We start from the raw sequence: 24,682 nt of genomic DNA on the forward strand, positions 1-24,682 counted from the left end.
CTGCACAGCGCCGGGCGCGGCGCAACGGGTGCCGCGGATCCGTGCGCCCCTCCATGATCGGAGGGTGCGCGGCCCCGCGCGCATGCACCCGAGGAGTCCCCCGTGATCTACCGAATCCTTCCGTTCCTGCTCACCTTCGTGGCCAAGAAGATCTCGAAGTCGCAGAAGGCCAAGCGCGCCGCCGCCAAGCGCCCGACGTCCAGCGCGAGCAGCAGCCGCCGCTCCTCGTCGCGCCGGGGACGCTGACGCCGCGGTCCCGTCCGCGAGCGCGAGCCGCGGGCGGGACCCTCAGCGCAGGGCGGAGTGCAGCGGCCGCAGGGCGGCCCGCCTCCGCCGGCTAGACCCGGTCGGACCCCGTCCGCGGGTCGTCCTCGTCGGACGTCGTCCGCGCGTCGGGCAGGACCTCCTCGGCCACGGGCTCCTCGGCCGCTTCCTCGCGCTCGACGATCCGCTCGGCGGTGGTCCGGACGACCTTCCGGCCGACGACCCGGTCGAGCAGCACCACGACGAGCCCCGCGAGAGCGCCGAACAGCGTCACGAAGAGCAGCAGGCTGAAGCCGAAGACCTGCCCGCGGGAGAAGCCCTGCGTCTCGGGCAGCGCGAAGGTCAGCACGAAGGCCGCGATCGCTCCGAGCCCGACGCCGAGGGTCAGGATGCGCCAGACGCGCGGGGAGCGGCGGACGTCGACCTCTTCGCGGGTGACCTCGGGGCGGGCGGGATCGCTCATGTCTCCATTCTCCCCCGCGCGGGCGAGGGCACGGCACCGTGATCGCTCAGAGCGCGTGCACGAGCCGGCCCGCCTGCGCGCGCAGCTCGCGGACGACGGTGCGGACCGAGAGCCGCTCCGCCCGGTCCGGCCGCATCAGCGCGACGATGTGCCGCACGGAGTTCACCCCGCGGAGCGGCTTCACCACCACTCCCGCGCCGCCCGCCGTGTAGCGCGGGAGCACCGCGATGCCCAGGCCCGCCGCGACGAACGCCTCCGTCACGCGGGTCGACGCGAAGCGCTGCTCCACCCGCACCGCCTCGCCGGACGCGGTCTCGATGTCCTGCATCACGCGCTCGAACGGGAACCCGTCCGGGACGCCGATCCAGGTCTCGCCGACCAGATCCGCCGCCGACACCGTCGCCCGGTCCGCGAGGCGGTGCCCGGCCGGCAGGCCGATGTCGAGGGGCTCGATCATCAGCTCCGCCATCGCGAGGCCGCGACCGGCCCAGGCGCTTCTGCCGGTGGGCGAGTGGGCGAGCACGATGTCGAAGTCGGCGGTCAGGTCGGCGAACTCGTCGGTGCCGGGGTCCGCGTCCTCGCACTGCACGACGAGTCCCTCGACGCTGCGGAGCGCGACCAGCGCGTTCGGGAGGAGCATCTGGCCCGCAGTGGGGAAGGTCGCGATGGTGACCTCGCCGATCGGGTTGTTCTTGAACGTCTGCCAGACGGCGTCGGCCCGCTCGAGCGCGATCGCGATCTCGGTGGCGCTCCGGGCGAGCTCGCGTCCCGCCGCCGTGAGCACCACGCCGCGGCCGGAGCGCTCGATCAGCGGCACGCCGGCCTCGCGCTCGAGCACCTTGAGCTGCTGCGAGACCGCGGAGGGCGTGCGGTGCGTCGCCTCCGCCACGGCCGTGATCGAGCGGCGCATCGAGAGCTCGCGGAGCAGTTCCAGCCGTCGCACGTCCATGTAGAGAAACTACATGTCAAGGCAAGAACAGTTCGATTGTCCTACGGAACACGGGGCCGGACACTGGACGTTGTACACAGCATCCCGGCGGATGGATCAGAAGCCGCCGCAACGAAAGGCAGAACACTCATGAGCATCGCAATCCTCGTCGTCCTCAGTGGCCTCGCCGCATGGGGCACGGTGTCGACGGTGCTCGTCGCCAGCCGCGACGGCTACCGTCAGGTCCCCGCGCAGCACTGAGCCCCGCCGCTCCGCGACAGCACCTCATCGCGTTCCAACGCCGTCTCCCGACCGGGAGGCGGCGTTCTCGCGTCTCCGGGGGCTGGTGCCGCTCCTCGGGGAGCGCCTCCCCGCCGCGGCTCCCGGGGGTCGACCATCGGCTCGCCCCGCACACGACGACGGGCCCCCGACCGGAGTCGAGGGCCCGTCGTGCGCGCGGTGCGGCTACTTCGCGGCGGTGCGGCGACGCAGGCGCGCGACCGTCATGCCCAGACCGAGCAGCAGAGCGGCGATCCCGGCGGCGAACGCGGGGGTCGCGTCCACTCCGGTCTCGGCGAGGTGGTGCGAGCCGGCGACCGGAGCAGTGGTCGGCGTCGGCGCGGGGCCCGTGGTGGGCGGCGTGGTCGGCGCGGGCGTCGGCTCCGTGGTCGGTCCGGGAGTCGGGGTGCCCGCTCCGGCGCCGGCCGCGACGGCGAAGCCGACGCTGATCTCGGTGCCGGTGGTGTCGAGCGCGAACGTCGCGGTGTGCGCGCCGCCCGCCAGGCTCTCGTCGATCGGGACCGAGAACGAGGCGCGACCGGTCGAGTCGTCGGTGACGGCCCGGGTCGGGTCGATCGTCGCGGTGCCGACGACGGTGCCGTCGACGCTCGCGGTCACGGTGGTGTCAGCCGCGGCTCCGGTGCTGAACAGGAGCGAGGAGAGGTCGACGGTCATCGTGTCGCCGACCGCGTACTCGCTCGAGTCCGGGACGTTGTCGGTCAGGCCGATCGTGCGCTGCACGGGGTCGGGGCTGACGGTGCCGAGGTCCTGGATGTAGCCGACGAAGGCGTCCAGGTCGATGCGGCCGGAGTCGGCCGTGCCGGTGCCCTCGGTGAAGGTGCTGAAGCCGTCGCCGCCGCTCGCGAGGAAGCTGCTGGTCACGACGGTGAAGGTCGCGGCCGGGTCGATCGGCTCGTTCTGGAAGAACACCTGCGAGATGCGCGAGCCCTCGGGTGCCGTGGCGTCGAAGACGTAGGTGAGGTCCTTCGAGGTGGAGAGGTTCAGCTGCGGGTGGCTGGAGCTGCCCACCCACTGCTCCTCGAGCAGGTCGGAGATCTGCTCGCCGGTCAGCTGCAGGGTCACCAGGGTGTTCGCGAAGGGCTGGGCGTCGGAGGCCTCGGCGTAGGTGACCACGCCGTCCGCGTCGCCGGGCTGGTCCGGAGTCGCGGTGTAGGAGAGGTCGTCGCGCAGGCCGCCCGCGTTCGAGAAGGCGATCTGCGTGCCGAGCTCACGGGTGGCCCAGAGCTGGGCGTCCGAGACGAGGTTGCCGAGGGTCGACTCCGAGCCGCGGTTGGTCGTGGTGCCGTCCGGGCGGTAGGCGCGCGAGATGTCCTCGGTGATGGTGCCGACCTTCACGCTGCCCTCGCGGACGGCGACGGCCTGGGCGTCGGCGACGATGGTCTCGACCTCGGGGTCGGGCTCGAAGGCGCCGACGACGATCGTCTTGGCCGGGTCGTCCGACGCCGGGTCGTCGACGACCTTCGTCAGCGGCACGACCTCGCTGGTGAGCGAGGTGAGCTGCTTGGTCGCCGGGTCGACGGTCAGGGACATGCGGCCGATGTTCTCGGCGTAGCTGCCGGTCTGCGACACGACGGTCGGGAAGGCCCGGCCGGCGTCGATGCCCGCGTCGTACTCCTGGTGGCTGTGGCCCGAGACGATCGCGTCGACGTTCGGGGCGACCGCGTTGACGATCGCGCCGAACTTGGGGTCCGCCTCCGGAGTGTTCAGCTCGGCCGCGTCGGCGTCGGCTCCCTCGTGCAGGAGCAGGACGACCACGTCGGCCTCGTCGTTGGCGGCGTCGCCGTCCTGGAGCTGCGCGGCGACCTCATTGACGTTCTCGGCGATGGGCTCGATGGAGAGCGTCGAGATCGTGGCGGGGCTGACGAGCTTGCCGAGGTCCTCGGTGATCGCGCCGATGAAGGCGACGGAGACGCCGTCCTGCTCGGTGATCACGTACGGGGAGTAGGCGCGCTCGCCGGTCGCGGTGTCGTAGAGGTTCGCGTTCACGTAGGGGAACGCCGAGGCGTCCACGACGCGGCCGTCGACATCGGCGCGGCCCTGGTCGAACTCGTGGTTGCCCAGCGTGCTGACGTCGAGGCCCATCGCGTTGAGCGAGTCGAGCGTGGGGATGTCGCCCTGCACCTTCGACACGAAGGTCGAGGCGCCGATGTTGTCGCCGGCCGAGACGAACAGCGTGTTCGGGTTGGCGGCGCGGTAGGAGTCGACGGCGCCGGCGAGCACGGCGGCTCCGGCGACGGCGCGGTCGGCGGCGAGCCGCCCGTGGAAGTCGTTGATCGAGAGGATGTCGATGGCGACATCGCCCTCGGCCGCCGCGGCGGGCGTGGCGCCGAGGAGGGCCGCTCCGGCGACGGCGCCGACGGCGGTCGCGGAGAGGAGTCGGGTGAGGCCGCGTCGGCCCCGGGAAGTACTGCGCATCGTGAAGGGGACTCCAAGCATCGAGCGGTGGATCCGGAGAGGATTCGTGCCGCGTGAGGGGGTTATTCCCAGACAACCCGACGGCGGACCCCAGGTCAAACGTTCTGACGACGGCTCGCCGCCGCGTTTACGAGAAGTTAACTCGCCGACGCTCAGCCGACGCGCAGGATGGGGAGGAACGGCGTGAGGTCCGCGCGCACTCCGGAGGCGTGGATCCGCCCGCTCGCGAGACCCTCGCTCCACGGCAGCGAGCCGGTCGCGAGCGGCAGCCAGGTCGCCGCGTCCATCTCGATCACGTTCGGCGGAGTCCCGCGGGTGTGGCCCGGGCCCTCGACGCACTGGGCCGCGCCGAACGGCGGAACGCGCACCTCGACGCTGCGCCCGGGGACGTTCGTCTCGATGATCTGCAGGAGGAACCGCACCGCCGTCGCCGTCGTGTTCCGGTCCGCTCCTCCGGCGAGCGCCGCCCGCACCGCGGACTGCCCGCTCGCCTCGTCGATCCTGCCCTTGGCCATCCACCCATCCTGCCGCCGCCGCTCGCTCCCGGAGGCCTCCGCGGGGCTCCGCCCGGCGTGTCGGCGTCCGCAGCGCCGCCCTGCGGAGGAGGACGTCACAGGGACCAGCCCCGGCGCGGGGCGCCCTATCCTGTCAGGGTGAAGATCCTCGTCCTCGGTTCGGGTGCCCGTGAGCACGCCATCATCACGGCTCTCCTCGCGGAGGAGGAGCACCACGAGATCATCGCGGCGCCCGGCAACGCCGGCATCGCGCGCGACGTCGAGGTCATCCACTTCGACACGAACAGCCCCCGGCTGGTCAGCGACTTCGCCGTGGAGCAGGGCATCGAGCTCGTCGTCATCGGCCCCGAGGCGCCCCTGGTCGCCGGAGTCGCCGACGCGCTGCGCAAGCGCCGCATCCCCACCTTCGGCCCCGACCGGGCCGCCGCCGCACTCGAGGGCTCGAAGACCTTCGCGAAGCGCGTGATGGACATGGCCCGCGTGCCCACCGGCCGCGCGACCCGCGTCTCCACCCTGGTCGACGCCACCCGCGCCATCGACGAGTACGGACTCCCCTCGGTCGTCAAGGCCGACGGCCTCGCCGCGGGCAAGGGCGTCCTGGTGACGGAGTCGCGCAGCGCCGCGATCGCGCACGCCGAGTTCTGGCTGCAGTCCGGCGACGTCCTCATCGAGGAGTTCCTCGCCGGCCAGGAGGTCTCCCTCTTCCTCCTCTCCGACGGCCACGACGTCGTCCCCCTCTCCCCCGCGCAGGACTTCAAGCGCCTGAGCGACGGCGACGAGGGGCCGAACACCGGCGGCATGGGCGCCTACTCCCCGCTCCCCTGGCTCGCCGACCGCTGGGAGAGCGAGCGCGCCTTCGTCGACGAGGTGATCGACACGGTCGCCATCCCGACCATCCGCCAGCTCGAGCGCGAGCGCACCCCCTTCGTCGGACTCCTCTACTGCGGCCTCATCGTGACCGACGCGGGCCTGCGCGTGATCGAGTTCAACGCCCGCTTCGGAGACCCCGAGACCCAGGTCGTCCTCCCCCGCCTCGCCTCCCCGCTGTCCGCGCTGCTGCACGCGGCGGCCACCGGCGCGCTCGCCTCCGTCCCGTGGCCCGCGTTCACGGACGAGGTTGCCGTCACCGTCGTCCTCGCGAGCGAGGGCTACCCCGAGAACGCCGTCACCGGACGGACCATCACCGGACTCGACGCGGCGGCGGACGTCCCCGGCGTCACCATCGCCCACGCGGCGACCCAGCTGGTCGACGGGAGCTTCGTCGCCACCGGCGGCCGCGTGCTCAACGTCGTCGCACGCGGCGCCGACTTCGCCGAGGCGCGGGAGCGGGCGTACCGCGCGCTCGACCTGATCCACCTCGACGGCGGGGTGTATCGGAGCGACATCGCGGCGAAGGTCGCGCAGTAGCGCGACCTCCGACGTGCTGTCGGCCACGCCGATCCCTGCGCGGCGTGGCGCGGTCGGCTGGGAAAGTGGCCGGGTCTCGTAGAGCCGGTCACGTTCGGCGCGTCCGAAACGCTCGGCACGCGTTTCGGTCGACGCCTCGAGGGTGGCCGGGGGCGGGAGGATCCGCGCTCGGACTCGGACCTCCGCGACACGGGCTCGCGGCGGAGGTCGGTCGTCTCGCGGGGGGCGGGTCAGGCCAAGGTGCGGAGGGCCTCGGCGAGGTGGGGGTGCGCGAAGGTGAAGCCGGCGTCCTCGAGGCGGGCGGGCACGACCCAGCGGGACTTGAGCAGGAGCTCGGACTCGGTGCGGAGCAGGAGCGTCGCGGGCTCGAGGACGAAGCGCGGGGCCGGCACGCCGATCCGGCGGCCCACGGCGGCGCGGAGCAGCCGGGAGAGCTCGGTGTTGTCGCTCGGATTCGGCGACGCGAGGTTCACCGGCCCGTCGAGGGTCGACTCCTCGAGGAAGCGGATCGACCGGTGGACGTCCTCCACGTGGATCCAGCTGAAGTGCTGACGGCCGCGGGTGCGCCGGTGCTCGTGGTGCACGCCGGCCTCCCGGCGGGCGCGCGTTGAGGGCCACGGCCCGTCGAACTGCGGACCGCCGAGGCCGAGCCGCGCTAGCCGCAGCAGGATCGCCGTCGCCGGACCGTCTCCGAGCACGATGGACATCCGCAGCGCCACGCGCCGCACGCCGGGCGTCTCCCCGGCGAAGAACTCCGACTCCCACGCCCGCGCCACGTCGACCGAGAAGCCCTCGCCGAGCACGCCCTCGTCCTCGGTGTTCGCCCGCTCCTCCTCGTGCCGGTAGATCGTGGCCGTGCTCGCGTTCATCCAGACCGGCGGAGGAGTCGCGGCCGCCTCGACCGCGCGGTGCAGCTCCGCGGTGGTCGCCACGCGCGAGCGGAGGATCTCGGCGCGGTTCGCCGCGGTGTACCGGCAGTCGACGCTCTTGCCGGCCAGGTTCACCAGGAGGCGCGCACCGTCGAGGACCCGGGTGATGCCGGCGGTGTCGCCCCAGCGCAGGTCCGGCCCGGAGCGGCCGATCCTCCGCACCGTCCAGCCGTCGGCGGCGAAGCGGCGGGCGAGGTCCGTCCCGAGGAATCCGCTCGCACCGGCGAGGACGACGACGGGGTCAGCGGTGCTGCTCATCGCCCCATCGTGCCGCACGGCGCCGGAGTCACGGGGAGGACTCGTCGCAGGCGCGCTGCCGGTATGCGAGGTGGGTGGAGGCGGGTCTCGATCAGCCGCCGAGCGACCCCGCACCACGGAGCAGCCGCGCCGCGGCGAGCGCCCCGGCCAGCCGCTCGGCGAACCCCGGCGGCACCTCGGCGGGAAGCGCGTCGACCGGCCACCAGGCCACGTCGTCGCTCTCGTCGCTGACCGTCACGGGAGCGTCCGGATCGGCGATCGCGCCGTAGCCCGCGTCCCAGTGTCGGGAGCAGCGGCCGAAGCCGTCGCCGAGCGCGTGCCGGTCGAGGTCGAGGGGCAGGACGCCGAGCGGCTGCAGCCCTGCCGCTCCGCTCTCCTCCCGCGCCTCGCGGAGGGCCGCGTCGGCCGTGGAGTGGTCGCCGGGCTCGACGTGACCGCCGAGCTGCACCCAGAACCGGCCCTTGCGGTGGAAGCAGAGCAGCACCTGCGCGAGATCCGGCGAGAGCACGAAGCAGCTCGCCGTCAGGTGCTCGGGTCCGCCGTCGCGCTCGAGCGCCGACTCGCCGCGCTGCTCGAGGAACGCCAGGTACTCGTCCCGCAGGTCCGCGAGCGCGCCCGCGTCCCACTCCCGCAGCTCGCCCGCCAGCCGCGCCCCTCGCTCCCCCGTCACGCGATGGACCCTACCTCCCCTCCGCGAGCTGCCACTCCGGTGCGCGGCACGGCGTGCGTGGCGTACCGGAGCGGCAGCTTCCGGGGAGGGAGGAGGGACGGGAGCGTCAGACGGAGAGGCCGGAGAGGCCCTCGCGGTCGACGCGGCGGTGGAAGCGCATGCCGGCGAGACCGCCGAGCACGGCGCCGACCAGCGCGACGATCAGGGCGGCGAGCGCCGTCACGACCGCCGCGGCCGTGGCGTCGCCGGCGTCCAGGGGGATCGTCGGAAAGCCGCTGACCGCGGAGAGCGCCTGGCTGCCGCCGGTGATCGCCGAGACGATGCCCACGACGATCGCGACGACGACCGCCCAGGCCCACACTCCGACGCCCTGCTTCGCTCCGCTGAAGCGGGCCATGCGGCCGGCCACGTACCCGCCGCAGTAGTAGGCGACGAGGAGGATGACCAGCAGTGCGATCGCGCCCGCCCAGCCGAACGCGGCGGGGTCGGCCGCGAGGTCGCCGGTGACGTCCTGGGTGCCGATGACGGCGGCCCCGATCGCGGTGACGAGGGCGGTCAGGAGGACGGCGAGTCCGGTGGCGGCGAGCCAGCCGAAGAAGGCGCAGCCGATCTTGAAGCCGCCGAAGCGGTCGCGCTCGCGCTGGTGGATGTCCTTGCGCGCGGCCGCACGGGCCTGCTTCGCCTCGGCGGAGTCGGGGTCGACGGGCGCGCGGTGCTCGGGGGCCGACTGCGCGGAGTCGGAGCGGTCCGCCGAGTCGGAGCGGTCCGTCGAGGCGGAGCGGTCCGAGGAGGCGGAACGGTCCGGAGTCGCGGAGCGGTCCGTCGCCGCAGCCGCTCCCGTATCTCCCGCGGAGTCGATGCGCGCCGTGCCGCCCGCCGCCGAGCCCTCTGCCCGTCGCGGCAGTCCGCCGTCAGCCGGATCCCTGTCTGTCGTGCTCATGTCGAACCTCCTGGCCGAGCGCCCCGAAGAAGGGCGACACGCTCAGTCAAGACCCAGGGAGCCCTCGGTGTCGCGGGCTTGACGACAGGACGGAGCGGTCCGGTCGTCAACCCCCTGCGCCCCCTCCCTCCCACCCGCTTGCATGGAGGCACCGACCGACGACACGAGAGGGAGAGTCATGACTCCGGAATCCCCCGAGCAGACACCGCCCGGCACCGAGGCCGAGCTGACGCCGAAGGCCGACCACGGCGAGACCACCTACCGCGGCACCGGCCGCCTCAGCGGCAAGGTCGCCCTCATCACGGGCGGCGACAGCGGCATCGGCAAGGCCGTCGCGATCGCGTTCGCGCGCGAGGGCGCCGACGTGGCGATCTCGTACCTCGACGAGCACGACGACGCCGAGGACACCGCGACGTGGGTCCGGGAGGCCGGCCGCGAGGCGCTGCTCCTCCCCGGCGACCTGCAGGACCCGGCGCACTGCCGCGCCGTCGTCACCGAGACCGTCGAGCGCTTCGGCCACCTCGAGGTGCTCGTCAGCAACGCCGCCTTCCAGATGAGCCGCGAGAGCGTCACCGACATCCCGGACGAGGAGTGGGACCGCACGATCGCGACGAACATCAGCGCCTACTTCCACCTCGTGAAATCGGCGCTGCCTCACCTGAAGGAGGGCGCGTCGATCATCGCGACGAGCTCGGTGCAGTCCGACCAGCCGTCGTACCAGCTGCTCCCCTACGCCGCCACGAAGTCGGCGATCCTCAGCCTCACCGCCTCGTTCGCGCAGGCGCTCGGCGAGAAGGGCATCCGCGCCAACTCGGTCGCGCCCGGCCCGATCTGGACGCCGCTGATCCCCTCGACCATGCCGGAGGAGGCCGTCGCCGAGTTCGGCGAGCAGGTCCCGCTGGGCCGCCCCGGGCAGCCGGCCGAGGTGGCCCCCGCCTACGTCCTCCTCGCCTCCGACGAGGCGAGCTACATCAGCGGGTCGACGATCGCCGTCACCGGCGGGAAGCCGATCCTCTGATCACGCTCCAGGGCACCGCTCACCCGCAGGATTCCGCGATAGGTTCCTGCGGGTGAGTGTCCACATCCGCAGCATCGAGACGGCGGTGCCGACCACGGTCCTGCGCCAGTCCGAGGTGCGCGACCTCTTCGCGTCCCAGCCCGCGATGACCCGGCTCGGGTCCCGCCTGATCGGCGCGGCCTTCGACGCGTCCGGGATCGACACCCGCAGCACGGTGGTCGACGAGCTCGACCGGGTCGAGCGGGAGGGTGCGAGCGTCTTCTACGACGCGGGGAGCGGCCTGGTGCTCGACCCGGGGACGGCCGCGCGCAACGCCGTCTACACCGAGCGCGCTCCCGAGCTCTTCACGGAGGCGGCCCGCCGCGCCCTCGCGTCCGCGTCGATGACCCCCGAGGACGTCACCCACGTGGTGACGGTCTCCTGCACCGGCTTCTACGCCCCGGGGCCCGACTACCAGCTGGTCCGCCGCCTCGGCCTCGCGCCCTCGACGCAGCGCTTCCACCTCGGCTTCATGGGCTGCTACGGCGCCTTCCCCGGCCTGCGCGCCGCCCGCCAGTTCTGCGAGGCCGACCCGGAGGCGGTCGTCCTCGTCGTCGCGGTCGAGCTGTGCACCATCCACCTCACCAGCTCCAACGACCCGGAGCAGATCGTCGCGACCTCCGTCTTCGCCGACGGCGGAGCGGCGGCCGTCGTCACCGCCCGCGAGGCCGCGCCCGGCACCCCGGTGCTCGAGCTCGACGCGCTCGCCACGACGCTCACCGACGAGGGCGAGACCGAGATGGCGTGGACGATCGGCGACCACGGCTTCTCGATGCGGCTGAGCACCTACGTGCCCTCGATCATCGGAGCGAACATCGAGGCGGCCGTCGCCCCGCTGCTGGCCGGCGCCGAGGTCGAGCGGAGCGACGTGCAGCGCTGGGCGATCCACCCCGGCGGCCGCAGCATCCTCGACAAGGTGCAGGCCTCGCTCGCCCTCAGCGACGAGCAGCTGGCCCCGTCGCGCGAGGTGCTGCGGACCAACGGCAACATGTCGAGCGCGACCGTCCTCTTCATCCTGCGGCGCCTGCTGCACGGCGAGGCGGCCGACGGCGAGCGGATCGGCGCGATGGCGTTCGGCCCCGGCCTCACCGTCGAGCTCGCGCTGCTCACCAAGCGGGGCGGGGAGTGACTCCGCGAGCCCCTCTCGCGCCGGACCTGCGCCACCGCGAGGTCTCCGAGCAGGAGCTGATGGACGACCCGGACTGCGACCGCACCCTGCTCGACGCCACCTACGCCCGCTTCGGCACCGTGAACCGGCTGGTCTCGGGGTGGCGCGGCCTCTACCGCTCGCGCCTGCGTCCGCTGCTGCGGCCCGACGAGCCGTTCCGCCTGCTCGACATCGGCTCCGGAGGCGGCGACGTCGCCCGCTCCCTCGCCGGCTGGGCCCGCGAGGACGGCCTCCGCCTGGCGATCACCGCCGTCGATCCGGACGAGCGCGCCTCCGCCTTCGCCACGTCGACGCCCGCGCCGCCCGGAGTCGAGTTCCGCCGCGCGAGCAGCGCCGACCTGGTCGCCGAGGGCGAGCACTTCGACCTGGTGACCTCCAACCACGTGCTGCACCACCTGTCGCCGGAATCACTCGCCGACCTGCTCGCCGACAGCGAGCGCCTGGCCCCGCGCGCCCTCCACAACGACATCGAGCGCTCGCGGCTGGCCTACACGGCCTACCTGCTGGCCACGCGACCGATCGCGGCCGGCTCGTTCCTCCACTACGACGGGTCGCTGTCGGTGCGGCGCAGCTTCACCGCCGCCGAGCTGCGGGCGGTGGCGCCCGAGGGGTGGCGGGTCGAGCGCGCGGCGCCCTACCGGCTGCTGCTCGCGCGGGGCGAGGTGTGAGGACGCGGCGGAGGGTGAGCGCTTCCGGTCCGCTCTGGCTGCGCGCCGTTGCCGTCAGCTACTCCGCCAACTGCGCCCTCGGCACCGCCGTCGCCACCGGCGCTCTCCGCACGGGCCGCTGGCACTGGATCCATCACGCGCTCTACATCTGCACGTCGACGCTCACCGCTCTGGCCTGGGCGACGCTGCGACGGTCGGACACCCGCGCCGCGTCCGCGCTGGCTCCCGCCGCCGTCCCGCTGGCGGTGATCCCCTTCGCGGGGACGCACGGACGTCGGCACCCGGCGATCGCGCTGGCGGCGGCTCCGTTCGTGCTCGCCGCTCTCGGGCGGACGCGGCGGCCGGCGCGGCGCCGAGGAGTGCTCCAGCGTCTCAGGGCCGGGTCAGCCCTGCGCTGACGCGCCCCGGCTTCTAGCGCGGGGGCTCGACGTCGCGGTCGGGGTCGGAGCGGTACGAGCGCAGCGCCTGCCAGCCGGCGATCGCGAGGATCAGCGCGCCGCAGAGCATCGTCAGCAGGTTCGGCACCGAGAAGCCGCTGCCCACGACCGAGTTGATGCCCGCGCCGAGCACGAACACACCTCCGAGAAGGTAGAAGATGACCCTCGTCTTCACCGTTCCACCGCTTCCCTCGAGCCTGCACAGGACCCTCGATGCTACCGCGCGCGCCCCGGGCCGCCGCCGCTCCCCCCTCTGCGCGATCGATCGGGGCAGGATCGAGGCATGGAGTTCCTCGATGTCGTCCGGCGCCGGAAGACCACCAACGGCGCGTTCCTGCCCGACCCCGTCTCCGAGGAGCACCAGCGGCTCCTGATGGAGGTGGCCGGCCGGGCGCCCTCGCAGCTCAACAGCCAGCCGTGGCGGTTCGTGCTCGTCGAGGAGCGCGAGACGATCGACCGGATCGCCGCGATCAGCGGCGAGAGCATGACCACCGCAATGTCGAACGGCACGTTCTTCGAGCGCTACAAGCCCTACTTCCGCTTCAGCAGCGAGGAGATGGAGCAGCGGCGCGACGGGATGCTGTTCGACAAGCTGCCGGCTCCGCTCCGCCCCTTCACGAAGCAGGTCTTCACGAAGCGCGGGCAGTTCCTGATGAACTCCCTCCGCGTCCCGCAGACGCTCGGCGAGGAGAACCGCCGGCTCGTCGCGGGATCGCCGCTGCTGCTCGGGGTGATGCTCGACCGCTCCGAGTACCGGCCGGGCGAGCTCTCCTCCTTCTACTCGGTGTTCAGCATGGGCGCCGCGATGGAGAACGTCTGGCTGAGCACGGTCGAGCTGGGGATGGGGATCCAGTTCGTGTCGTTCCCGATGGAGGTGCCGGGAGCGTGGGCGCGGATCGAGTCGCTGCTCGCCGTGCCCGACGAGCTGGAGCTGATGGCGGTGTACCGGCTCGGCTACCTGCCTCCGGAGCAGCGGCGGCCGGCGATCGACTGGTCCTCCCACCAGCGGAAGCTTCCGTCGCAGTACGTCTTCCGCGGCACCTGCGCGACTCCGCAGGAGGGCTGGGACGCGCCGGCCGGGCCGTGACGGGATCCGGAGCGGCGCGGCCGGCAGCCGGAGGTGCCCGCGCTCGCTCCCGGGCCGGCCCCGGCCGACGGGAGATCCGCGACGGAGCATCGACTCTCGCTACATGCGTCGGCTAACGTGGCGCCCAGCACGCCCGGCAGTGCTACGTCCCGTCCGCGGGACTGTCAATGGGGGTCCGGCGTGTCTCCCGCCCGATTCCCCGCACCGGGGTCCGAGCGGATACCGTCCCCCGAGGAGCCGTCCGCCAGGGCCGGCCCGATGAACGAAGGGGGCCCGTGGCCACGCTCATCTACGGACCGCAGAACCTCGAGATCGAATTCGAGGAGCGCGTCCTCGCGCACCTGAAGGTCGCCGTCCTCTCGAAGCTGCGCCGCAACGAAGCCTTCTCGCTCTCGTGGATGGAGGACGCCTCCACCGGACACGGCCGGAGCTCCGTCTGGCTGCACCCGTCGGTGCCGCTGCACTTCCGCTTCACCGAGGCGCACCAGCCCAAGCTCAACCGCGCGTGGATCGAGCAGATGCTCAGCGTCGCCAGCATGCACGGCGAGCTCTCGGTCCTGCCGGAGCCCGAGGAGCAGCGCCAGGGCTCCTGAGCCCTGCCGCTCCTGGGCCCCGCTGCCCCCTGATCGCACGGCCGTCAACCCCGTCCCCTCTGCGGGGGACGCGAAGTACCGTCGAGAAGACGTCCCCGGAACCATCGGCGGACGTCGACGGACGGAGACGACCATGACGGACACCGCGCGAGCGACCGGCCTGCCCACCCTCACCCCGGTGCGGACGCTCCGCAAGGAGCAGCCGATCGAGCCGCGCCGCGTGCCGGACTCCGCCTCCGTCGGCTCCCAGCCGGTCATCGGCTGCCGGATCGACGTGAGCGGCCGCTCCTTCGTCGTCGAGCTCGACATGGCCGGCATCTTCCTGCGCCAGGTGCGCCGGAGCCTGCGCGAGGGCGAGGGCGGCCTCGTGCTGCTGCGCCACGTCGACGGGATCGAGATGATCCCGTTCTCGCGCGCGACGCCGTTCGACGTCTCGGACATCGTCTGCCCCGAGGGCGTCGAGCCCGCGGACGCCCGCTCGGCCCTGGGGCTCCGCGACCGCTGATCCGACGGGCGGCGTGCTCCGCCCCGCGCCCGCCGCTGAGCGGGATCAGGCGGGGAGCGACGCCTCGATCAGGTCGACGATCCGCGGGTCGTCGGGCTCGACCGTCGGGCGGAACCGGTGGACCGTGCCGTCGGCTGTGATCAGGAACTTCTCGAAGTTCCACTTCACCCGGCCGGCCTTGCCGTTCTCGTCCTCGGCCTTGGTGAGCTCCGCGTAGAGCGGGTGCGCCGAGCGGCCGTTGACGCGGACCTTCTCGAACATCGGGAAGGTGACCCCCCAGGTCGTCGAGCAGTACGCCTTGATCTTGTCCTCGTCGCTCAGCTCCTGGAGGAACTGGTTGCTCGGGAAGCCGAGGACCGTGAATCCGCGCTCCCCGTAGCTCTTCTGCAGGGCCTCGAGCTTCTCGTACTGCGGGGCGAGGCCGCAGCGGGAGGCGACGTTGACGATCAGCCGCACGGGCGGGTAGTCGGCGAGGGTCGACGTGGTGCCGTCGATCGTGGTGAGGGGGATGTCGGCGATCGTGTCGGGCACGGAGGGCTCCTTCGGACGTGGTGCGTCGACGCTACTCCCCGCCGCCGAGGGAACCCCGAGTCGTGGAGGCGGCTCGCTGCGGGTTCCCGCGACGGTCCGGGGTTCCCTCGGCGCGCACCTGCCTCCACCATGGGGGGATGGCCGCCTCGCAGCAGATCGTCTCGGTCGGCGGGCGGAGGCTGCGGCTGACGAACCTCGACAAGGTCGTCTACCCGGAGACGGGCTTCACCAAGGCCGACGTGCTCTCCTACTACGCCTCCGTCGCCTCCGCGATGCTGCCCCATCTCGCGCGCCGCCCGATCACCCGGAAGCGCTGGGTCGACGGAGTAGGCACCGCCGAGCATCCGGGCGAGGTCTTCTTCGAGAAGAACCTCCCCTCCTCCGCCCCCTACTGGCTGAGCCGGACCCGGCTCGCGCACTCGTCGCGCGACGTCGAGTACCCGCTGGTCGACGACGTCGCCGGGCTCACCTGGCTGGCGCAGCAGGCGGCGCTCGAGCTGCACGTCCCGCAGTGGCGGGTGGGCTCCGACGGCGAGCGCCGTCCGCCCGACCGCCTCGTGCTCGACCTCGACCCGGGCGAGGGGGCGGGCCTCGCCGAGTGCGCCGAGGTCGCGTTCCTCGCCCGCGACCTGCTGGAGGGGATGGGGCTGGCTCCGCTGCCGGTGACCAGTGGGAGCAAGGGGATCCACCTCTACTGCCCGCTGGACGCCTCCGCCTCCAGCGACCAGATCTCGGCGGTCGCGCACGAGCTGGCGCGCGTGCTCGAGTCGGACCACCGCGACCTCGTCGTCTCGGACATGAAGAAGACCCTGCGCGAGGGCAAGGTCCTCGTCGACTGGAGCCAGAACAGCGCGGCGAAGACGACCATCGCCCCCTACTCCCTCCGCGGGCGCCTCCGGCCGGCGGCCGCCGCGCCCCGCACGTGGGAGGAGCTGGGTGCCGAGGACCTGCGCCACCTGTCGCCCGACGAGGTGGTGGAGCGGCTGCGGAGCGACGGCGACCTCCTCCGCCCGCTGCTCGCCGCCCGGGGTGCCGGGCTCGAGCCGACCCCGGAGCGGATGGCGGGCTTCGCCGCGACGGACGCCTCCTCCGACCGCCTGGCGACCTACCGCAGCATGCGCGACGCGTCGAGGACGCCGGAGCCGGTGCCCGAGGCGGGGTCCGCGGGCTCCTCCTCGGGCGACTCCTTCGTCATCCAGGAGCACCACGCGCGGCGCCTGCACTACGACTTCCGGCTCGAGCACGACGGCGTCCTGGTCAGCTGGGCGGTGCCGAAGGGCCCGCCACTGGAGGGCGACCCCAACCGGCTCGCGGTGCAGACCGAGGACCACCCCCTCGAGTACGCGACCTTCGAGGGGACGATCCCGGCCGGCGAGTACGGCGGCGGCGAGGTGCGCATCTGGGACGAGGGCACCTACGCGCTCGAGAAGTGGCGCGAGGGGAAGGAGGTGATCGCGGTGCTGACCGGCCGCCCCGACGGCGGGCTCGGCGGCGAGCCCCGTCGCTACGCCCTGCTGCACACGGGCTCGAGGGAGGGCGCCGAGAAGAACTGGCTCCTGCACCTGATGGCGCCGGGTCCCGCTCACGGGCACGGGACGCAGCGACGGGGCCGGGCGGCCGCGTCCGCCGCGTCGCCCGCTCCCCGCCCCGCACCCTCCGCAGACCGCCCGGCCGAGGACTCCCCTCCGCGCCGCCACCGCCCCATGCTCGCCACGGCCGGACGCCGCGGCGACGTGGACCCCGGGGCCGCGATCGAGATGAAGTGGGACGGCTACCGCGCTCTCGTGCGGGTGCAGGGCGGCACCGCGACCCTCACGAGCCGCAACGGCAACGACCTGACTGCGGCGTTCCCCGACCTGCTCGCCCCGCTCGCCGAGGCCGCCGCCGACGCCGTGCTCGACGGCGAGATCGTCGCCCTCGACGCTCGCGGGCGCCCCGACTTCGGCGCCCTGCAGACCCGCGGCGGGCTGACGAAGCCGCGCGAGATCGAGGCGGCCGCCCGGTCCACTCCGGTGCACCTGATGGTCTTCGACCTGCTCGAGCGCGCAGGAGAGGACCTGACCGGGAGCGACTACGACACCCGTCGCTCGGCACTGGTCGACCTCGTCGCCGAGAACGAGCGCGTGCACGTCCCGTCCGTGTTCGACGGCGACCTGGAGGAGGCGATGGCCACCAGCCGCACCCTCGGCCTCGAGGGCGTGGTCGCCAAGCGCCGCGACTCGCGCTACCAGGAGGGCAGCCGCTCGCGCGACTGGATCAAGCTCACCCACCACCGGCTGCAGGAGGTCGTGATCGTGGGCTGGCGCGAGGGCGAGGGCGGCCTGCAGGGGTCGGTCGGGGCGCTGCTGACCGCGATCCCCGGCGAGGACGGGCTCGCGTACTCCGGCCGTGTGGGCACCGGCTTCAGCGACCGCGAGCGCCGCGGACTGGTCGACCGCCTGGCCGAGCACGCCACCGAGGAGCCCGCCGTCTCCGTCCCTCCGCTCGAGTCGCGCGGCGTGCACTGGGTGTCGCCCGTCCTGGTCGGCGAGGTCCGCTACCGCGAGCGCACCGCCTCCGGGACCCTCCGCCAGCCGGTCTGGCGCGGCTGGCGCGCCGACAAGGCCGCCGAGGACGTCCGCGTGGAGGAGCCGGGCAGCTGACCCTCCGGTCTTCCGACGGAGAGGCCCGGGAACGCGGCTCGCGCCGCCGATCCACTGCGGCCCCGGGCACCTCAGTCCAGGCGCACTCCGCGCAGGAGGAGGAGGGTCGCGCCGACCGCGGCACCGGTGCCGATGAGGACGCCGCCCGCTCCGGACGCCGCCGCGAGGACGCCGAGGAGGCTGGGCAGGGCGATCAGCCCGAGGCGGTTCCCGGCCAGGCGCAGCGCGAGGGCGCGGCCGTGGCGGTCGGCGGGGGTGCGCTCGATCAGCCACGACATCGTGATGGGCTGGCCGATCCCGAGGCCCAGGCCGAGGGCGGCGACCGCGACGAAGAGGAGCACGGTCGGCGCGGGCAGGGCGACCAGCACCAGGCAGAGCGCCGAGATCAGGATGCCGCCCACCATCACCCGAGTGCGCCCGAGCCGGGCGGTGGCCGCACCGAGGAGGAGCCGCGAGGCCATCGACGCGAGCGCGCGCACGGTGAGGAGGGCCCCGACGACGCCGGCCGGGAGCCCGCGCTCGGCGCCGAGGGCGGGGAGGTAGACGACGGTCAGGTCGACGGCGGCGACGACGGTCGCGCTGGTCAGCAGGGCGCGCGCGAGGCCCGGCACCCGGAGGAGACCGAGCGTCGAGCCCGGAGCCGCAGCCCCCTCCGCCGCGGGTCCGCGCGGGGACGGGCTGCGGATCCCCGCCGTCGAGACCAGCAGCAGCACCGCGAGGATCCCGCCCACGAGGAACAGCGGCGCCGGGTCGGGCCGCACCGAGCCGCCCGCGAGCACCGGGATGAACGCGGGCCCGATCGCCTGCCCGAGCGACGCGGCGAACGTGTAGTAGCCGAAGCGGCTGTCGAGCCGCGTCCCTCCGGTGCCGCCCGCGACGACGGTCTGCTGCCCGACCACGCAGCCCAGGTGCCCCGCGCCGAGCAGGGCGATGCCGAGGAGCAGCCCCGCGACGCTCCCGCCCGCCAGGAGCAGCACCGCGGCCGCTCCCACCGCGACGAGCGAGCCGACGGCCATCACGGCCCGGGCGCCGACCCGGTCGACCAGCCCGCCCACCGGCAGCGCGATCAGCAGCGGCACCAGCGCGAACGAGGCGCCGAGCGCCCCGAGCGCCCAGGCCGGCACGTCGAGCCGGATCGCCTGGTAGACGGCGGCCGGCCGGAGCAGGAACGCGACGGCCTGGATGAGCACGGCGTGCGCGAGCAGGGACGGAGTCGCCAGGCGGTTCCGCACGCGCGCTCCTTCCCGCGGCGCTCGGCCGAGCACCCGCTCCCCCATCCTCCTCCCGGTGCCGCCGCCGAGTCGCCCGGAAAGGATCGTCCTGTCCCCTCGAGAACGGGCCTTCTCGTGCGACTCAGCCCTGCGGCGGCGGCGAGGGGAGCGCGTGCGCGGGCAGGGTGCCGAGGCGGTGCCGGCCGCGGAGGAGGAACCAGGCCAGGCCGATCCCGACGACCGCGGCGATCACGACGACCGCGCTCCAGCGCAGCTCCTCCCCGTAGACCTCGACGCGCGGCCACGCGAGGTCGACCGTCATCGCCGCGCCCCAGAGCACCGCGACGACGTTCACCGGCAGGCCCGCGCGGCCGAGCGAGAAGCGCCCGGGCGCGGCTGCGGGCCACCGGCCGCGGAGCCGGGCGATCAGCAGCGGCACCGTCACCAGCAGGTAGGCGAGGTAGATCAGGATGACCGCCACGCTCGTCACGGCCGTGAAGATCGCCGGCGTCCCGATGTTCACGACCAGGATCAGCACCGCGAGCACCCCCACGACCAGCGCCGGCGCCACCGGTGTCCCGCGCCGCGGGTCGACGCGGGCGAGCACGCGGCTGCCGGGCAGGGCGTTGTCGCGGGCCATCGCGAAGATCAGTCGGATGGCCGCCGTGTGCACCGCCAGCGCGCACACCGTGATCGCGACGACCACGCAGAGCAGGAGGACCGATCCGAGGGGGCCGCCGAGCACCTGCAGCACGATCCGCTGCAGCCCGCCCGACGCCTGCCCGAGCGCCGGGTCGGCGAGGTCGGGCGCCGAGAGGATCCCCAGCAGCAGGATGAGGCCGCCGAGGACGAAGGAGGCGGTCACCGCCCGCAGGATCGCCGTCGGCGCGGTCCGGCGCGGATCGACCGTCTCCTCGCCGAGCGAACCCGCGGTGTCGAACCCGTACATCACGTACGCCGACGCGATCGCGGCGATGAGGAACGCGCCGGCGTACCCGCCCGGCGTGCTCCCGCCGTAGCCGCTGGTGTCGAGCAGCACGGTCGGCGGATGCACCACGTTCACCGCGAGCACCGCCACCAGCAGCACCGCCGCGACGAGCTCGATCAGCACGCCGACGCTGTTGATCCGGGCCATCAGCCGCACGCCGCGCGCGTTGACCGCGGTGGTGAACGCGATCAGCAGTCCTCCCCAGACCACCGCGCTCACCCCCGCGGAGCCGCCGAGCTGGAATCCGCTCCAGATCTGCGGGAGCGTCGTCTGGTACGCCAGCACGACGGCCGCGAGCGTGACCACGGACGCGGTGGCCATCAGCCAGCCCGCCAGCCAGCTCACCGTCGGCCCGGCGAGGCGCTTGCTCCAGTTGTAGACGGAGCCCGCGACCGGGTAGCGGGCGGCGAGCTCGGCGAAGCACAGCGCGACCATGAGCTGCCCGGTGAACACGATCGGCCAGGACCACCAGTAGGCGGGACCGCCGAGCGCGAAGCCGAAGGAGAAGAGCTGGAACGTGCCGGTCAGGATCGAGATGTAGCTCACGCCCGCGGCGAAGCTGCCGAAGCGGCCGATGCCGCGGGTGAGGGAGGGGCGGTACCCGAACTCAGCGGTCCCGTCGTCGACGTCCTCGGTGGTGCTCATCGGGCTCCCCCTCGCGGGCGCGCTCGTCGCACCGAGGTCAGGATGCCAGCCGCCGCCCGGCCGCACGACTCCCCCGTCGCGGGCGTCCGTCAGCGGGTGCTCAGCGCTCGCCCCGCTCCCGGTGCACAGGACTCGGGCGGCCCCCGCGGACGGGAGCGGCGTCAGCCGTGCGCCGCGAGCCGGGTGCGCTGGGGCACCAGGAGCTCGAGCAGCTCCTCGACCCCGTCGACCCGCTGCGGCTCGACCGGGTGCCCGGGTCCGCACGGCTTGTAGGCGGGCGGATCCACGTTCAGGACGTGCCCGACGGGCCGCCCCTTCTCCCAGACCGTGAGGAGGAAGGCGCCGTCCCGCTCGTCGGGGGCGCCGATCTCGAAGACCCGGCCGCGCACGATGGCGCACTGCGGCTCCTTGCGCGCGAGGCGCACCCAGAAGGGATGGTCTCCGGTCATCGTGCCCGTCCTCCCCGGCCGACCCGCGGCCGTGCCCGTAGCGGTCGACCGGTGATCGTGTCGTCGGCGACCCGCAGGGCCACGGTACGTCCGCCTCCCCTCAGCCGATCAGGGGGTTCACTGCGGAGCCTCGCAGTGGTAGCGGACGCCGGTCGCATCCCGGTCCGGGTCCGGGTCCGGGTCCGCACGACGGGGAACCACTCACTGCTCGTAGGAGTCCTCGTAGTCGGCACCACTGGTCAGCTCGCCGTCGCCGGGTTGCACGGGATGCTCGCCGGTGAGCGCGTCGATCCGCGCGCGCAGCCGTGCCACCTCCGCCGCGTTGTCCGGTTCGGGCAGGTCGCTCGGCGTGGTCTCGACGATGAGGGCGGCCGCGGCGTTCACGAGGAAGGTGGCATCGACCGTCCCGCCGTCGGCGCCGATCCCCGTGTACTCGACGGTGTCGGCCGCGCCCTTCGAGGCGAGGGCGACGGCGTACTCGACGAGTGCGTCGGCCGCCTCGTCCCCCACCAGGATCGTCTTGTCGGCGAAGAGGATGTGCTTCATGCCGTCCATGCTCGGCAGCGCCGGCTGCGTGGAGGGAGGAGGTTGACAGAGGACCGCCGCTGACGGAAGACCTGGACAGATCGAGCAGAGAATGGCAGGCCGGGTTGTCGGATCCCTCCGGTCTGCGGAAGGGTGGTGGCAACGGCGGGCGCCTGCCGGCCGGAGATCAGGGGCTGGAGACGCCGATGGGGAAGCTGCACTACGACGGGACCGTCGAGATCGACTTCGAGGACCGCGTGCTCGCGCACCTGCAGATCGTCATCACCGCGAAGCTGCGCCGCAACGAGTCGTTCCTGCTCAGCTGGCGCGACGACCACAGCATGGGCGACGGCCGCAGCGCGATCTGGATCCACCCCTCCCACGCGCTCCGCTACAAGTACTTCGGCGGCCGGATGCCCCGCATCAACCCCGCATGGATCTCCGCGCTCACCGACCTCGCGAACTCCGCGGGCGGGCTGTACGTGATCTCGGAGCCCGCCGAACCGGTGCGTCCTCCGGCGAAGGGCGATCAGCTGTGAAGCGCATCGACCTGATCTACAACGGCACCGCCTACACGGTCAACAACAGGAGCCTCGAGGAGTTCCGCGCCGAGGTCGAGGCCGCCCTCGCCTCCCCGACCCCGCAGTGGCTGACCGTCAACTACGGCGAGGGACGCGCGAATCCGGCGCTCCTCCTCATCACGCCGTACACCCCGCTGTCGATCATCACGAACGACTTCGACGAGCTCAACGCAGAGCACGAGTAGCGGCGGACCTCGGGGAGGTCAACCACGTCGTCCGGTCGATCCGCGCCCCGTACCGTCGTGCAGGACCTCGTCGACGTCGTGCGCGGACCCCGCACGGCGACACCCGATCGACACCGCCCGCGCCCCGGCGCGCAGAACAACGGCCGCGGACACCCGGCCAGGAGCCGTGATGACAGATCCCGCCTTCGCCGTCCTCGACGACCTCATCGCCGCCCTCGAGCGTCCCGGCTCGATCGACCCCGGCCTGAGCCGCTCCGTCGCCGTGCAGGCCGCCGTCCTCCGGCTCCCGTCGCCCCGCACCATGCACCGTCCGCGCCCGACGAGCCGCTTCACGGGCCGTCGCCTCGTGCGCCCGGGCAGCGCAGCCAGGCGGACTCCCGCGCGTCACCGCGTCGTCGTCCCCGCCGGTCCGACGGAGCGTCGCGCCGAGCGGAGCCGACGGCTAAAATGGGGGCGGTGAACGACTCCGACGCTCTCTGCGACCCGTATCTGCGCGGGTATCCGATCGACGGTGTCGCGATCTCCACGCTCGGCAGCCCCTTCGGCGGCGAGACCGTCGCCGCGAGCGACAGCACCGCGAGCCGGCTGGACGAGATCCAGATCGACCTCGGCGAGGGCCCGTGCTGGGAGGCGATCCGCGCTGCCGGCCCCGTCTCGGTGCCGGACACCGGCGCGGAGGAGCGCTGGCCGCTCTTCACCGAGGCGATCGGCCCCACGGCGGTGCGCGCGGTCTTCGCCTTCCCGCTCTCGATCGCGGGGCTCTCGATCGGTGCGGTCGACCTCTACTCCCGCCGCCCCACGTCGCTCAGCGACTCCCTCCTCGGCCGGATCAGCGCCTCGACCACCGCGACGGCGCTGCTGGTGCTGGCCGCGGTGCTGCGCGACAACGAGGTCGAGGAGAGCACGAATCCGCGCTCGCGACGCGTGGTGCACCAGGCGACCGGCATGATCATCGCGCGCTACGGCAGCACGGCCGAGGAGGCGCAGCTGCTGCTGCGCGCCCACGCCTTCGCCCAGCAGCGCTCCGTCGTCGATGTCGCCTCCGGCATCGTGGCCCGGCACGACGGGTTCCCCGACCGCCCTCTCACCGCCCAGGACGACACATGGTGACGAACTCCCGCGAGCGCAGCGTCATCCAGACGTTCGTCGCCCTCTCCGACACACTGGTCGACGACTACGACGTCGTCGACTTCACCCAGACCCTCGTGGAGAGCAGCGCGACCCTCTTCGACGCCGTCTCGGCGGGGCTCGTCCTCGCCGACTCCACCGGCTCCCTCGAGGTGCTCGCCTCCACGGACGAGGACACCCGGCTGATCGAGCTGCTCCAGCTCGACAGCGGGTCGGGCCCGTGCATCCAGTGCTTCGAGACCGGGCGGCCGGTGATCGTCGAGGACGCCCGCGCCGTGGGCGAGGAGTGGGCGGAGTTCCGGACGCTGGCGGTCGAGCTCGACGTGCTCTCGGCGCACTGCGTGCCGATGCGCTCGGCGGGGACGACGATCGGCTCCCTCAACCTCTTCCAGGCCCGGCCGGGGCGGCTCGATCCGGACGACATCGCGGTCGTGCAGGCGTTCGCCGACGTCGCGACGATCGGGATCCTGCACCAGCGCGCGCTCCAGCAGAGCACGGTCACTCAGGAGCAGCTGCAGCACGCCCTCGACAGCCGGGTGCTGATCGAGCAGGCGAAGGGGATCCTCGCCTACGCCCACCGCACCACGGTCGAGCAGGCCTTCGAGGTGCTGCGGGTCCGCGCGCGAGCGACGTCGACCCCGATCACGACGCTCGCCCAGGAGATCATCCGCGACTACCGGCGCTGACGCTCCGCGCGCGCGGAGCAGGAGCGGGGCGGATCCGCGCCGGCGGCGCCGCGGCTCAGAGCTCAGTACTCGTTCTCGAGCTCCCACGTCGCGCGGGGGTCGACGTCCGAGGCGGGCACCGGTCCGCCCGCACTGTCGAGCGCGTCGAGGCGCTCGAGGATCTCGTCGCTCGACTCCGCCGCTGCGCCATCGCTGCCCGCGACGACCAGGGGGACGCCGAGCCCGACGGTGAGCGTCACGATGGAGGAGGGGGCCGAGTCGTCGGCGACGCTGACCGTGCTCATCCGGTGCCGCTGCGCGAGCGCGAGCGAGTAGCGGACGACGGCGTCGGCGGTCGCGTCGTCGAGGGAGAGGGAGCCACCGGTGTGGAAGAGCGTCGTCATGGTCAAGTCCTCGCAGGGCAGGCGGATGGGCATGGTTCCGTCACCGGGGGCCAGGATGCGGTGCGTTCACGCTACGCCCCGGGCGCTCGCGGGTGCAGGTCTTGCGCCGAGGCCTGCCCCTGGC

The 24,682-nt window shown here is 73.4% G+C and carries 29 protein-coding genes; 15 read left to right on the forward strand and 14 right to left on the reverse strand.

The window, feature by feature from the left end:
- Nucleotides 1-102: 102 nt before the first annotated feature.
- Complete coding sequence (locus C5D36_RS16810) at nucleotides 103-246, forward strand: hypothetical protein (RefSeq protein WP_181028791.1); 144 nt, start codon at nucleotides 103-105, stop codon at nucleotides 244-246.
- Between the two features lie 91 nt (nucleotides 247-337).
- Here the strand turns inward: C5D36_RS16810 and C5D36_RS09200 are convergent, their stop codons facing one another.
- The 4 genes from C5D36_RS09200 to C5D36_RS09215 all read right to left on the reverse strand — a co-directional run bounded on the left by C5D36_RS09200 (nucleotide 338) and on the right by C5D36_RS09215 (nucleotide 4,885).
- Nucleotides 338-727, reverse strand: a complete 390-nt coding sequence (locus C5D36_RS09200) for a hypothetical protein (protein ID WP_104295680.1) — start codon at nucleotides 725-727, stop codon at nucleotides 338-340.
- A gap of 46 nt (nucleotides 728-773) precedes the next feature.
- Complete coding sequence (locus C5D36_RS09205) at nucleotides 774-1,676, reverse strand: LysR family transcriptional regulator (RefSeq protein WP_104223768.1); 903 nt, start codon at nucleotides 1,674-1,676, stop codon at nucleotides 774-776.
- 444 nt (nucleotides 1,677-2,120) lie between these two features.
- Complete coding sequence (locus tag C5D36_RS09210; protein WP_181072837.1) at nucleotides 2,121-4,370, reverse strand: bifunctional UDP-sugar hydrolase/5'-nucleotidase; 2,250 nt, start codon at nucleotides 4,368-4,370, stop codon at nucleotides 2,121-2,123.
- Between the two features lie 152 nt (nucleotides 4,371-4,522).
- Nucleotides 4,523-4,885, reverse strand: a complete 363-nt coding sequence (locus tag C5D36_RS09215) for a sterol carrier family protein (RefSeq protein WP_104223770.1) — start codon at nucleotides 4,883-4,885, stop codon at nucleotides 4,523-4,525.
- Nucleotides 4,886-5,023: 138 nt separating this feature from the next.
- Here C5D36_RS09215 and purD point away from each other — a divergent pair, with 138 nt between their 5' ends.
- A complete protein-coding gene (gene purD / locus C5D36_RS09220; protein ID WP_104295682.1) occupies nucleotides 5,024-6,292 on the forward strand; it encodes a phosphoribosylamine--glycine ligase in 1,269 nt (422 codons plus the stop codon).
- 230 nt (nucleotides 6,293-6,522) lie between these two features.
- On the opposite strand, the gene C5D36_RS09225 is transcribed toward purD, so the two are convergent.
- From C5D36_RS09225 to C5D36_RS09235, 3 genes are all read right to left on the reverse strand, one after another.
- On the reverse strand, nucleotides 6,523-7,479 hold the full coding sequence (locus tag C5D36_RS09225; protein WP_104295683.1) for an epimerase: 957 nt from the start codon (nucleotides 7,477-7,479) through the stop codon (nucleotides 6,523-6,525).
- Nucleotides 7,480-7,570: 91 nt separating this feature from the next.
- Nucleotides 7,571-8,149 (reverse strand): NUDIX hydrolase, encoded by a 579-nt coding sequence (locus tag C5D36_RS09230; protein WP_258062901.1) that lies wholly within the window; start codon nucleotides 8,147-8,149, stop codon nucleotides 7,571-7,573.
- 106 nt (nucleotides 8,150-8,255) lie between these two features.
- Nucleotides 8,256-9,089 (reverse strand): hypothetical protein, encoded by an 834-nt coding sequence (locus tag C5D36_RS09235; protein ID WP_258062902.1) that lies wholly within the window; start codon nucleotides 9,087-9,089, stop codon nucleotides 8,256-8,258.
- Between the two features lie 178 nt (nucleotides 9,090-9,267).
- Here C5D36_RS09235 and C5D36_RS09240 point away from each other — a divergent pair, with 178 nt between their 5' ends.
- The 4 genes from C5D36_RS09240 to C5D36_RS09255 are packed head-to-tail and all read left to right on the forward strand — an operon-like array spanning nucleotide 9,268 to nucleotide 12,380.
- Nucleotides 9,268-10,107, forward strand: coding sequence for an SDR family oxidoreductase (locus C5D36_RS09240; RefSeq protein ID WP_104295684.1), 840 nt, complete (start codon nucleotides 9,268-9,270; stop codon nucleotides 10,105-10,107).
- A 52-nt stretch (nucleotides 10,108-10,159) separates the two neighbouring features.
- Nucleotides 10,160-11,275 (forward strand): type III polyketide synthase, encoded by a 1,116-nt coding sequence (locus tag C5D36_RS09245; protein WP_104250783.1) that lies wholly within the window; start codon nucleotides 10,160-10,162, stop codon nucleotides 11,273-11,275.
- Nucleotides 11,272-11,982, forward strand: a complete 711-nt coding sequence (locus C5D36_RS09250; protein ID WP_258060494.1) for a class I SAM-dependent methyltransferase — start codon at nucleotides 11,272-11,274, stop codon at nucleotides 11,980-11,982. The genes C5D36_RS09245 and C5D36_RS09250 overlap by 4 nt, the downstream gene beginning before the upstream one ends.
- Nucleotides 11,983-11,996: 14 nt before the next feature.
- The gene (locus C5D36_RS09255; protein WP_104295685.1) at nucleotides 11,997-12,380 is read left to right on the forward strand and encodes a hypothetical protein; all 384 of its coding nucleotides are present in this window, start codon (nucleotides 11,997-11,999) and stop codon (nucleotides 12,378-12,380) included.
- 13 nt (nucleotides 12,381-12,393) lie between these two features.
- Here C5D36_RS09255 and C5D36_RS09260 read toward each other — a convergent pair whose 3' ends face one another.
- Entirely contained in the window at nucleotides 12,394-12,594 is a 201-nt protein-coding gene (locus C5D36_RS09260; protein WP_104223776.1) for a hypothetical protein, read from the reverse strand.
- 108 nt (nucleotides 12,595-12,702) lie between these two features.
- Here C5D36_RS09260 and C5D36_RS09265 point away from each other — a divergent pair, with 108 nt between their 5' ends.
- From C5D36_RS09265 to C5D36_RS09275, 3 genes are all read left to right on the forward strand, one after another.
- Nucleotides 12,703-13,506 (forward strand): nitroreductase family protein, encoded by an 804-nt coding sequence (locus C5D36_RS09265; RefSeq protein ID WP_104256039.1) that lies wholly within the window; start codon nucleotides 12,703-12,705, stop codon nucleotides 13,504-13,506.
- Nucleotides 13,507-13,781: 275 nt separating this feature from the next.
- The gene (locus C5D36_RS09270; RefSeq protein ID WP_244229547.1) at nucleotides 13,782-14,099 is read left to right on the forward strand and encodes a hypothetical protein; all 318 of its coding nucleotides are present in this window, start codon (nucleotides 13,782-13,784) and stop codon (nucleotides 14,097-14,099) included.
- A gap of 133 nt (nucleotides 14,100-14,232) precedes the next feature.
- Nucleotides 14,233-14,604 carry a hypothetical protein gene (locus C5D36_RS09275; protein WP_104295686.1) on the forward strand — a complete coding sequence of 124 codons (372 nt, stop codon included), beginning with the start codon at nucleotides 14,233-14,235 and terminating at the stop codon, nucleotides 14,602-14,604.
- A 45-nt stretch (nucleotides 14,605-14,649) separates the two neighbouring features.
- Here C5D36_RS09275 and C5D36_RS09280 read toward each other — a convergent pair whose 3' ends face one another.
- Complete coding sequence (locus C5D36_RS09280) at nucleotides 14,650-15,135, reverse strand: glutathione peroxidase (RefSeq protein WP_244229546.1); 486 nt, start codon at nucleotides 15,133-15,135, stop codon at nucleotides 14,650-14,652.
- 137 nt (nucleotides 15,136-15,272) lie between these two features.
- On the opposite strand from C5D36_RS09280, the gene C5D36_RS09285 reads away from it, so the two are divergent.
- The gene (locus tag C5D36_RS09285) at nucleotides 15,273-17,777 is read left to right on the forward strand and encodes an ATP-dependent DNA ligase (RefSeq protein ID WP_104295687.1); all 2,505 of its coding nucleotides are present in this window, start codon (nucleotides 15,273-15,275) and stop codon (nucleotides 17,775-17,777) included.
- 71 nt (nucleotides 17,778-17,848) lie between these two features.
- Here the strand turns inward: C5D36_RS09285 and C5D36_RS09290 are convergent, their stop codons facing one another.
- The 4 genes from C5D36_RS09290 to C5D36_RS09305 form a co-directional block, all read right to left on the reverse strand.
- A complete protein-coding gene (locus C5D36_RS09290; RefSeq protein ID WP_258061331.1) occupies nucleotides 17,849-19,009 on the reverse strand; it encodes an MFS transporter in 1,161 nt (386 codons plus the stop codon).
- Between the two features lie 121 nt (nucleotides 19,010-19,130).
- On the reverse strand, nucleotides 19,131-20,621 hold the full coding sequence (locus C5D36_RS09295) for an APC family permease (RefSeq protein ID WP_104295688.1): 1,491 nt from the start codon (nucleotides 20,619-20,621) through the stop codon (nucleotides 19,131-19,133).
- 161 nt (nucleotides 20,622-20,782) lie between these two features.
- A complete protein-coding gene (locus tag C5D36_RS09300) occupies nucleotides 20,783-21,070 on the reverse strand; it encodes a hypothetical protein (protein ID WP_104223782.1) in 288 nt (95 codons plus the stop codon).
- 201 nt (nucleotides 21,071-21,271) lie between these two features.
- Nucleotides 21,272-21,616: a hypothetical protein gene (locus C5D36_RS09305; RefSeq protein ID WP_104260837.1), complete on the reverse strand. Its 345-nt coding sequence runs from the start codon at nucleotides 21,614-21,616 to the stop codon at nucleotides 21,272-21,274.
- Between the two features lie 185 nt (nucleotides 21,617-21,801).
- Here C5D36_RS09305 and C5D36_RS09310 point away from each other — a divergent pair, with 185 nt between their 5' ends.
- The 5 genes from C5D36_RS09310 (at nucleotide 21,802) to C5D36_RS09330 (ending at nucleotide 24,175) form a co-directional block, all read left to right on the forward strand.
- On the forward strand, nucleotides 21,802-22,134 hold the full coding sequence (locus tag C5D36_RS09310; protein WP_104223784.1) for an ATP-dependent DNA ligase: 333 nt from the start codon (nucleotides 21,802-21,804) through the stop codon (nucleotides 22,132-22,134).
- Nucleotides 22,131-22,361, forward strand: coding sequence for a hypothetical protein (locus C5D36_RS09315; protein ID WP_104226801.1), 231 nt, complete (start codon nucleotides 22,131-22,133; stop codon nucleotides 22,359-22,361). Before C5D36_RS09310 ends, C5D36_RS09315 begins: the two co-directional genes overlap by 4 nt.
- A 169-nt stretch (nucleotides 22,362-22,530) precedes the next feature.
- On the forward strand, nucleotides 22,531-22,821 hold the full coding sequence (locus C5D36_RS09320; RefSeq protein ID WP_104250776.1) for a hypothetical protein: 291 nt from the start codon (nucleotides 22,531-22,533) through the stop codon (nucleotides 22,819-22,821).
- Nucleotides 22,818-23,471 carry a GAF and ANTAR domain-containing protein gene (locus C5D36_RS09325; RefSeq protein WP_146082402.1) on the forward strand — a complete coding sequence of 218 codons (654 nt, stop codon included), beginning with the start codon at nucleotides 22,818-22,820 and terminating at the stop codon, nucleotides 23,469-23,471. The genes C5D36_RS09320 and C5D36_RS09325 overlap by 4 nt, the downstream gene beginning before the upstream one ends.
- Nucleotides 23,465-24,175: a GAF and ANTAR domain-containing protein gene (locus tag C5D36_RS09330; RefSeq protein WP_104239019.1), complete on the forward strand. Its 711-nt coding sequence runs from the start codon at nucleotides 23,465-23,467 to the stop codon at nucleotides 24,173-24,175. The genes C5D36_RS09325 and C5D36_RS09330 overlap by 7 nt, the downstream gene beginning before the upstream one ends.
- Before the next feature lie 62 nt (nucleotides 24,176-24,237).
- Here C5D36_RS09330 and C5D36_RS09335 read toward each other — a convergent pair whose 3' ends face one another.
- Nucleotides 24,238-24,558 carry a hypothetical protein gene (locus C5D36_RS09335; protein ID WP_104295689.1) on the reverse strand — a complete coding sequence of 107 codons (321 nt, stop codon included), beginning with the start codon at nucleotides 24,556-24,558 and terminating at the stop codon, nucleotides 24,238-24,240.
- Nucleotides 24,559-24,682: the final 124 nt, after the last annotated feature.

Source organism: Rathayibacter sp. AY1C6 (assembly GCF_002931535.1).
Classification (GTDB): Bacteria; Actinomycetota; Actinomycetes; order Actinomycetales; family Microbacteriaceae; genus Rathayibacter.

Bases quoted from the DNA above. Each gene is read 5' to 3' on its own strand.
- C5D36_RS09215 (WP_104223770.1), bottom strand. From the start codon at position 4,885: ATGGCCAAGGGCAGGATCGACGAGGCGAGCGGGCAGTCCGCGGTGCGG.
- C5D36_RS09265 (WP_104256039.1), top strand. From the start codon at position 12,703: ATGGAGTTCCTCGATGTCGTCCGGCGCCGGAAGACCACCAACGGCGCG.
- C5D36_RS09275 (WP_104295686.1), top strand. From the start codon at position 14,233: ATGACGGACACCGCGCGAGCGACCGGCCTGCCCACCCTCACCCCGGTG.
- C5D36_RS09335 (WP_104295689.1), bottom strand. From the start codon at position 24,558: ATGACGACGCTCTTCCACACCGGTGGCTCCCTCTCCCTCGACGACGCG.
- C5D36_RS09300 (WP_104223782.1), bottom strand. From the start codon at position 21,070: ATGACCGGAGACCATCCCTTCTGGGTGCGCCTCGCGCGCAAGGAGCCG.
- C5D36_RS09225 (WP_104295683.1), bottom strand. From the start codon at position 7,479: ATGAGCAGCACCGCTGACCCCGTCGTCGTCCTCGCCGGTGCGAGCGGA.
- C5D36_RS09235 (WP_258062902.1), bottom strand. From the start codon at position 9,089: ATGAGCACGACAGACAGGGATCCGGCTGACGGCGGACTGCCGCGACGG.
- C5D36_RS09240 (WP_104295684.1), top strand. From the start codon at position 9,268: ATGACTCCGGAATCCCCCGAGCAGACACCGCCCGGCACCGAGGCCGAG.
- C5D36_RS09285 (WP_104295687.1), top strand. From the start codon at position 15,273: ATGGCCGCCTCGCAGCAGATCGTCTCGGTCGGCGGGCGGAGGCTGCGG.
- C5D36_RS09310 (WP_104223784.1), top strand. From the start codon at position 21,802: ATGGGGAAGCTGCACTACGACGGGACCGTCGAGATCGACTTCGAGGAC.
- C5D36_RS09210 (WP_181072837.1), bottom strand. From the start codon at position 4,370: ATGCGCAGTACTTCCCGGGGCCGACGCGGCCTCACCCGACTCCTCTCC.
- C5D36_RS09320 (WP_104250776.1), top strand. From the start codon at position 22,531: ATGACAGATCCCGCCTTCGCCGTCCTCGACGACCTCATCGCCGCCCTC.
- C5D36_RS09305 (WP_104260837.1), bottom strand. From the start codon at position 21,616: ATGAAGCACATCCTCTTCGCCGACAAGACGATCCTGGTGGGGGACGAG.
- C5D36_RS09205 (WP_104223768.1), bottom strand. From the start codon at position 1,676: ATGGACGTGCGACGGCTGGAACTGCTCCGCGAGCTCTCGATGCGCCGC.
- C5D36_RS09330 (WP_104239019.1), top strand. From the start codon at position 23,465: ATGGTGACGAACTCCCGCGAGCGCAGCGTCATCCAGACGTTCGTCGCC.
- C5D36_RS09200 (WP_104295680.1), bottom strand. From the start codon at position 727: ATGAGCGATCCCGCCCGCCCCGAGGTCACCCGCGAAGAGGTCGACGTC.
- C5D36_RS09295 (WP_104295688.1), bottom strand. From the start codon at position 20,621: ATGAGCACCACCGAGGACGTCGACGACGGGACCGCTGAGTTCGGGTAC.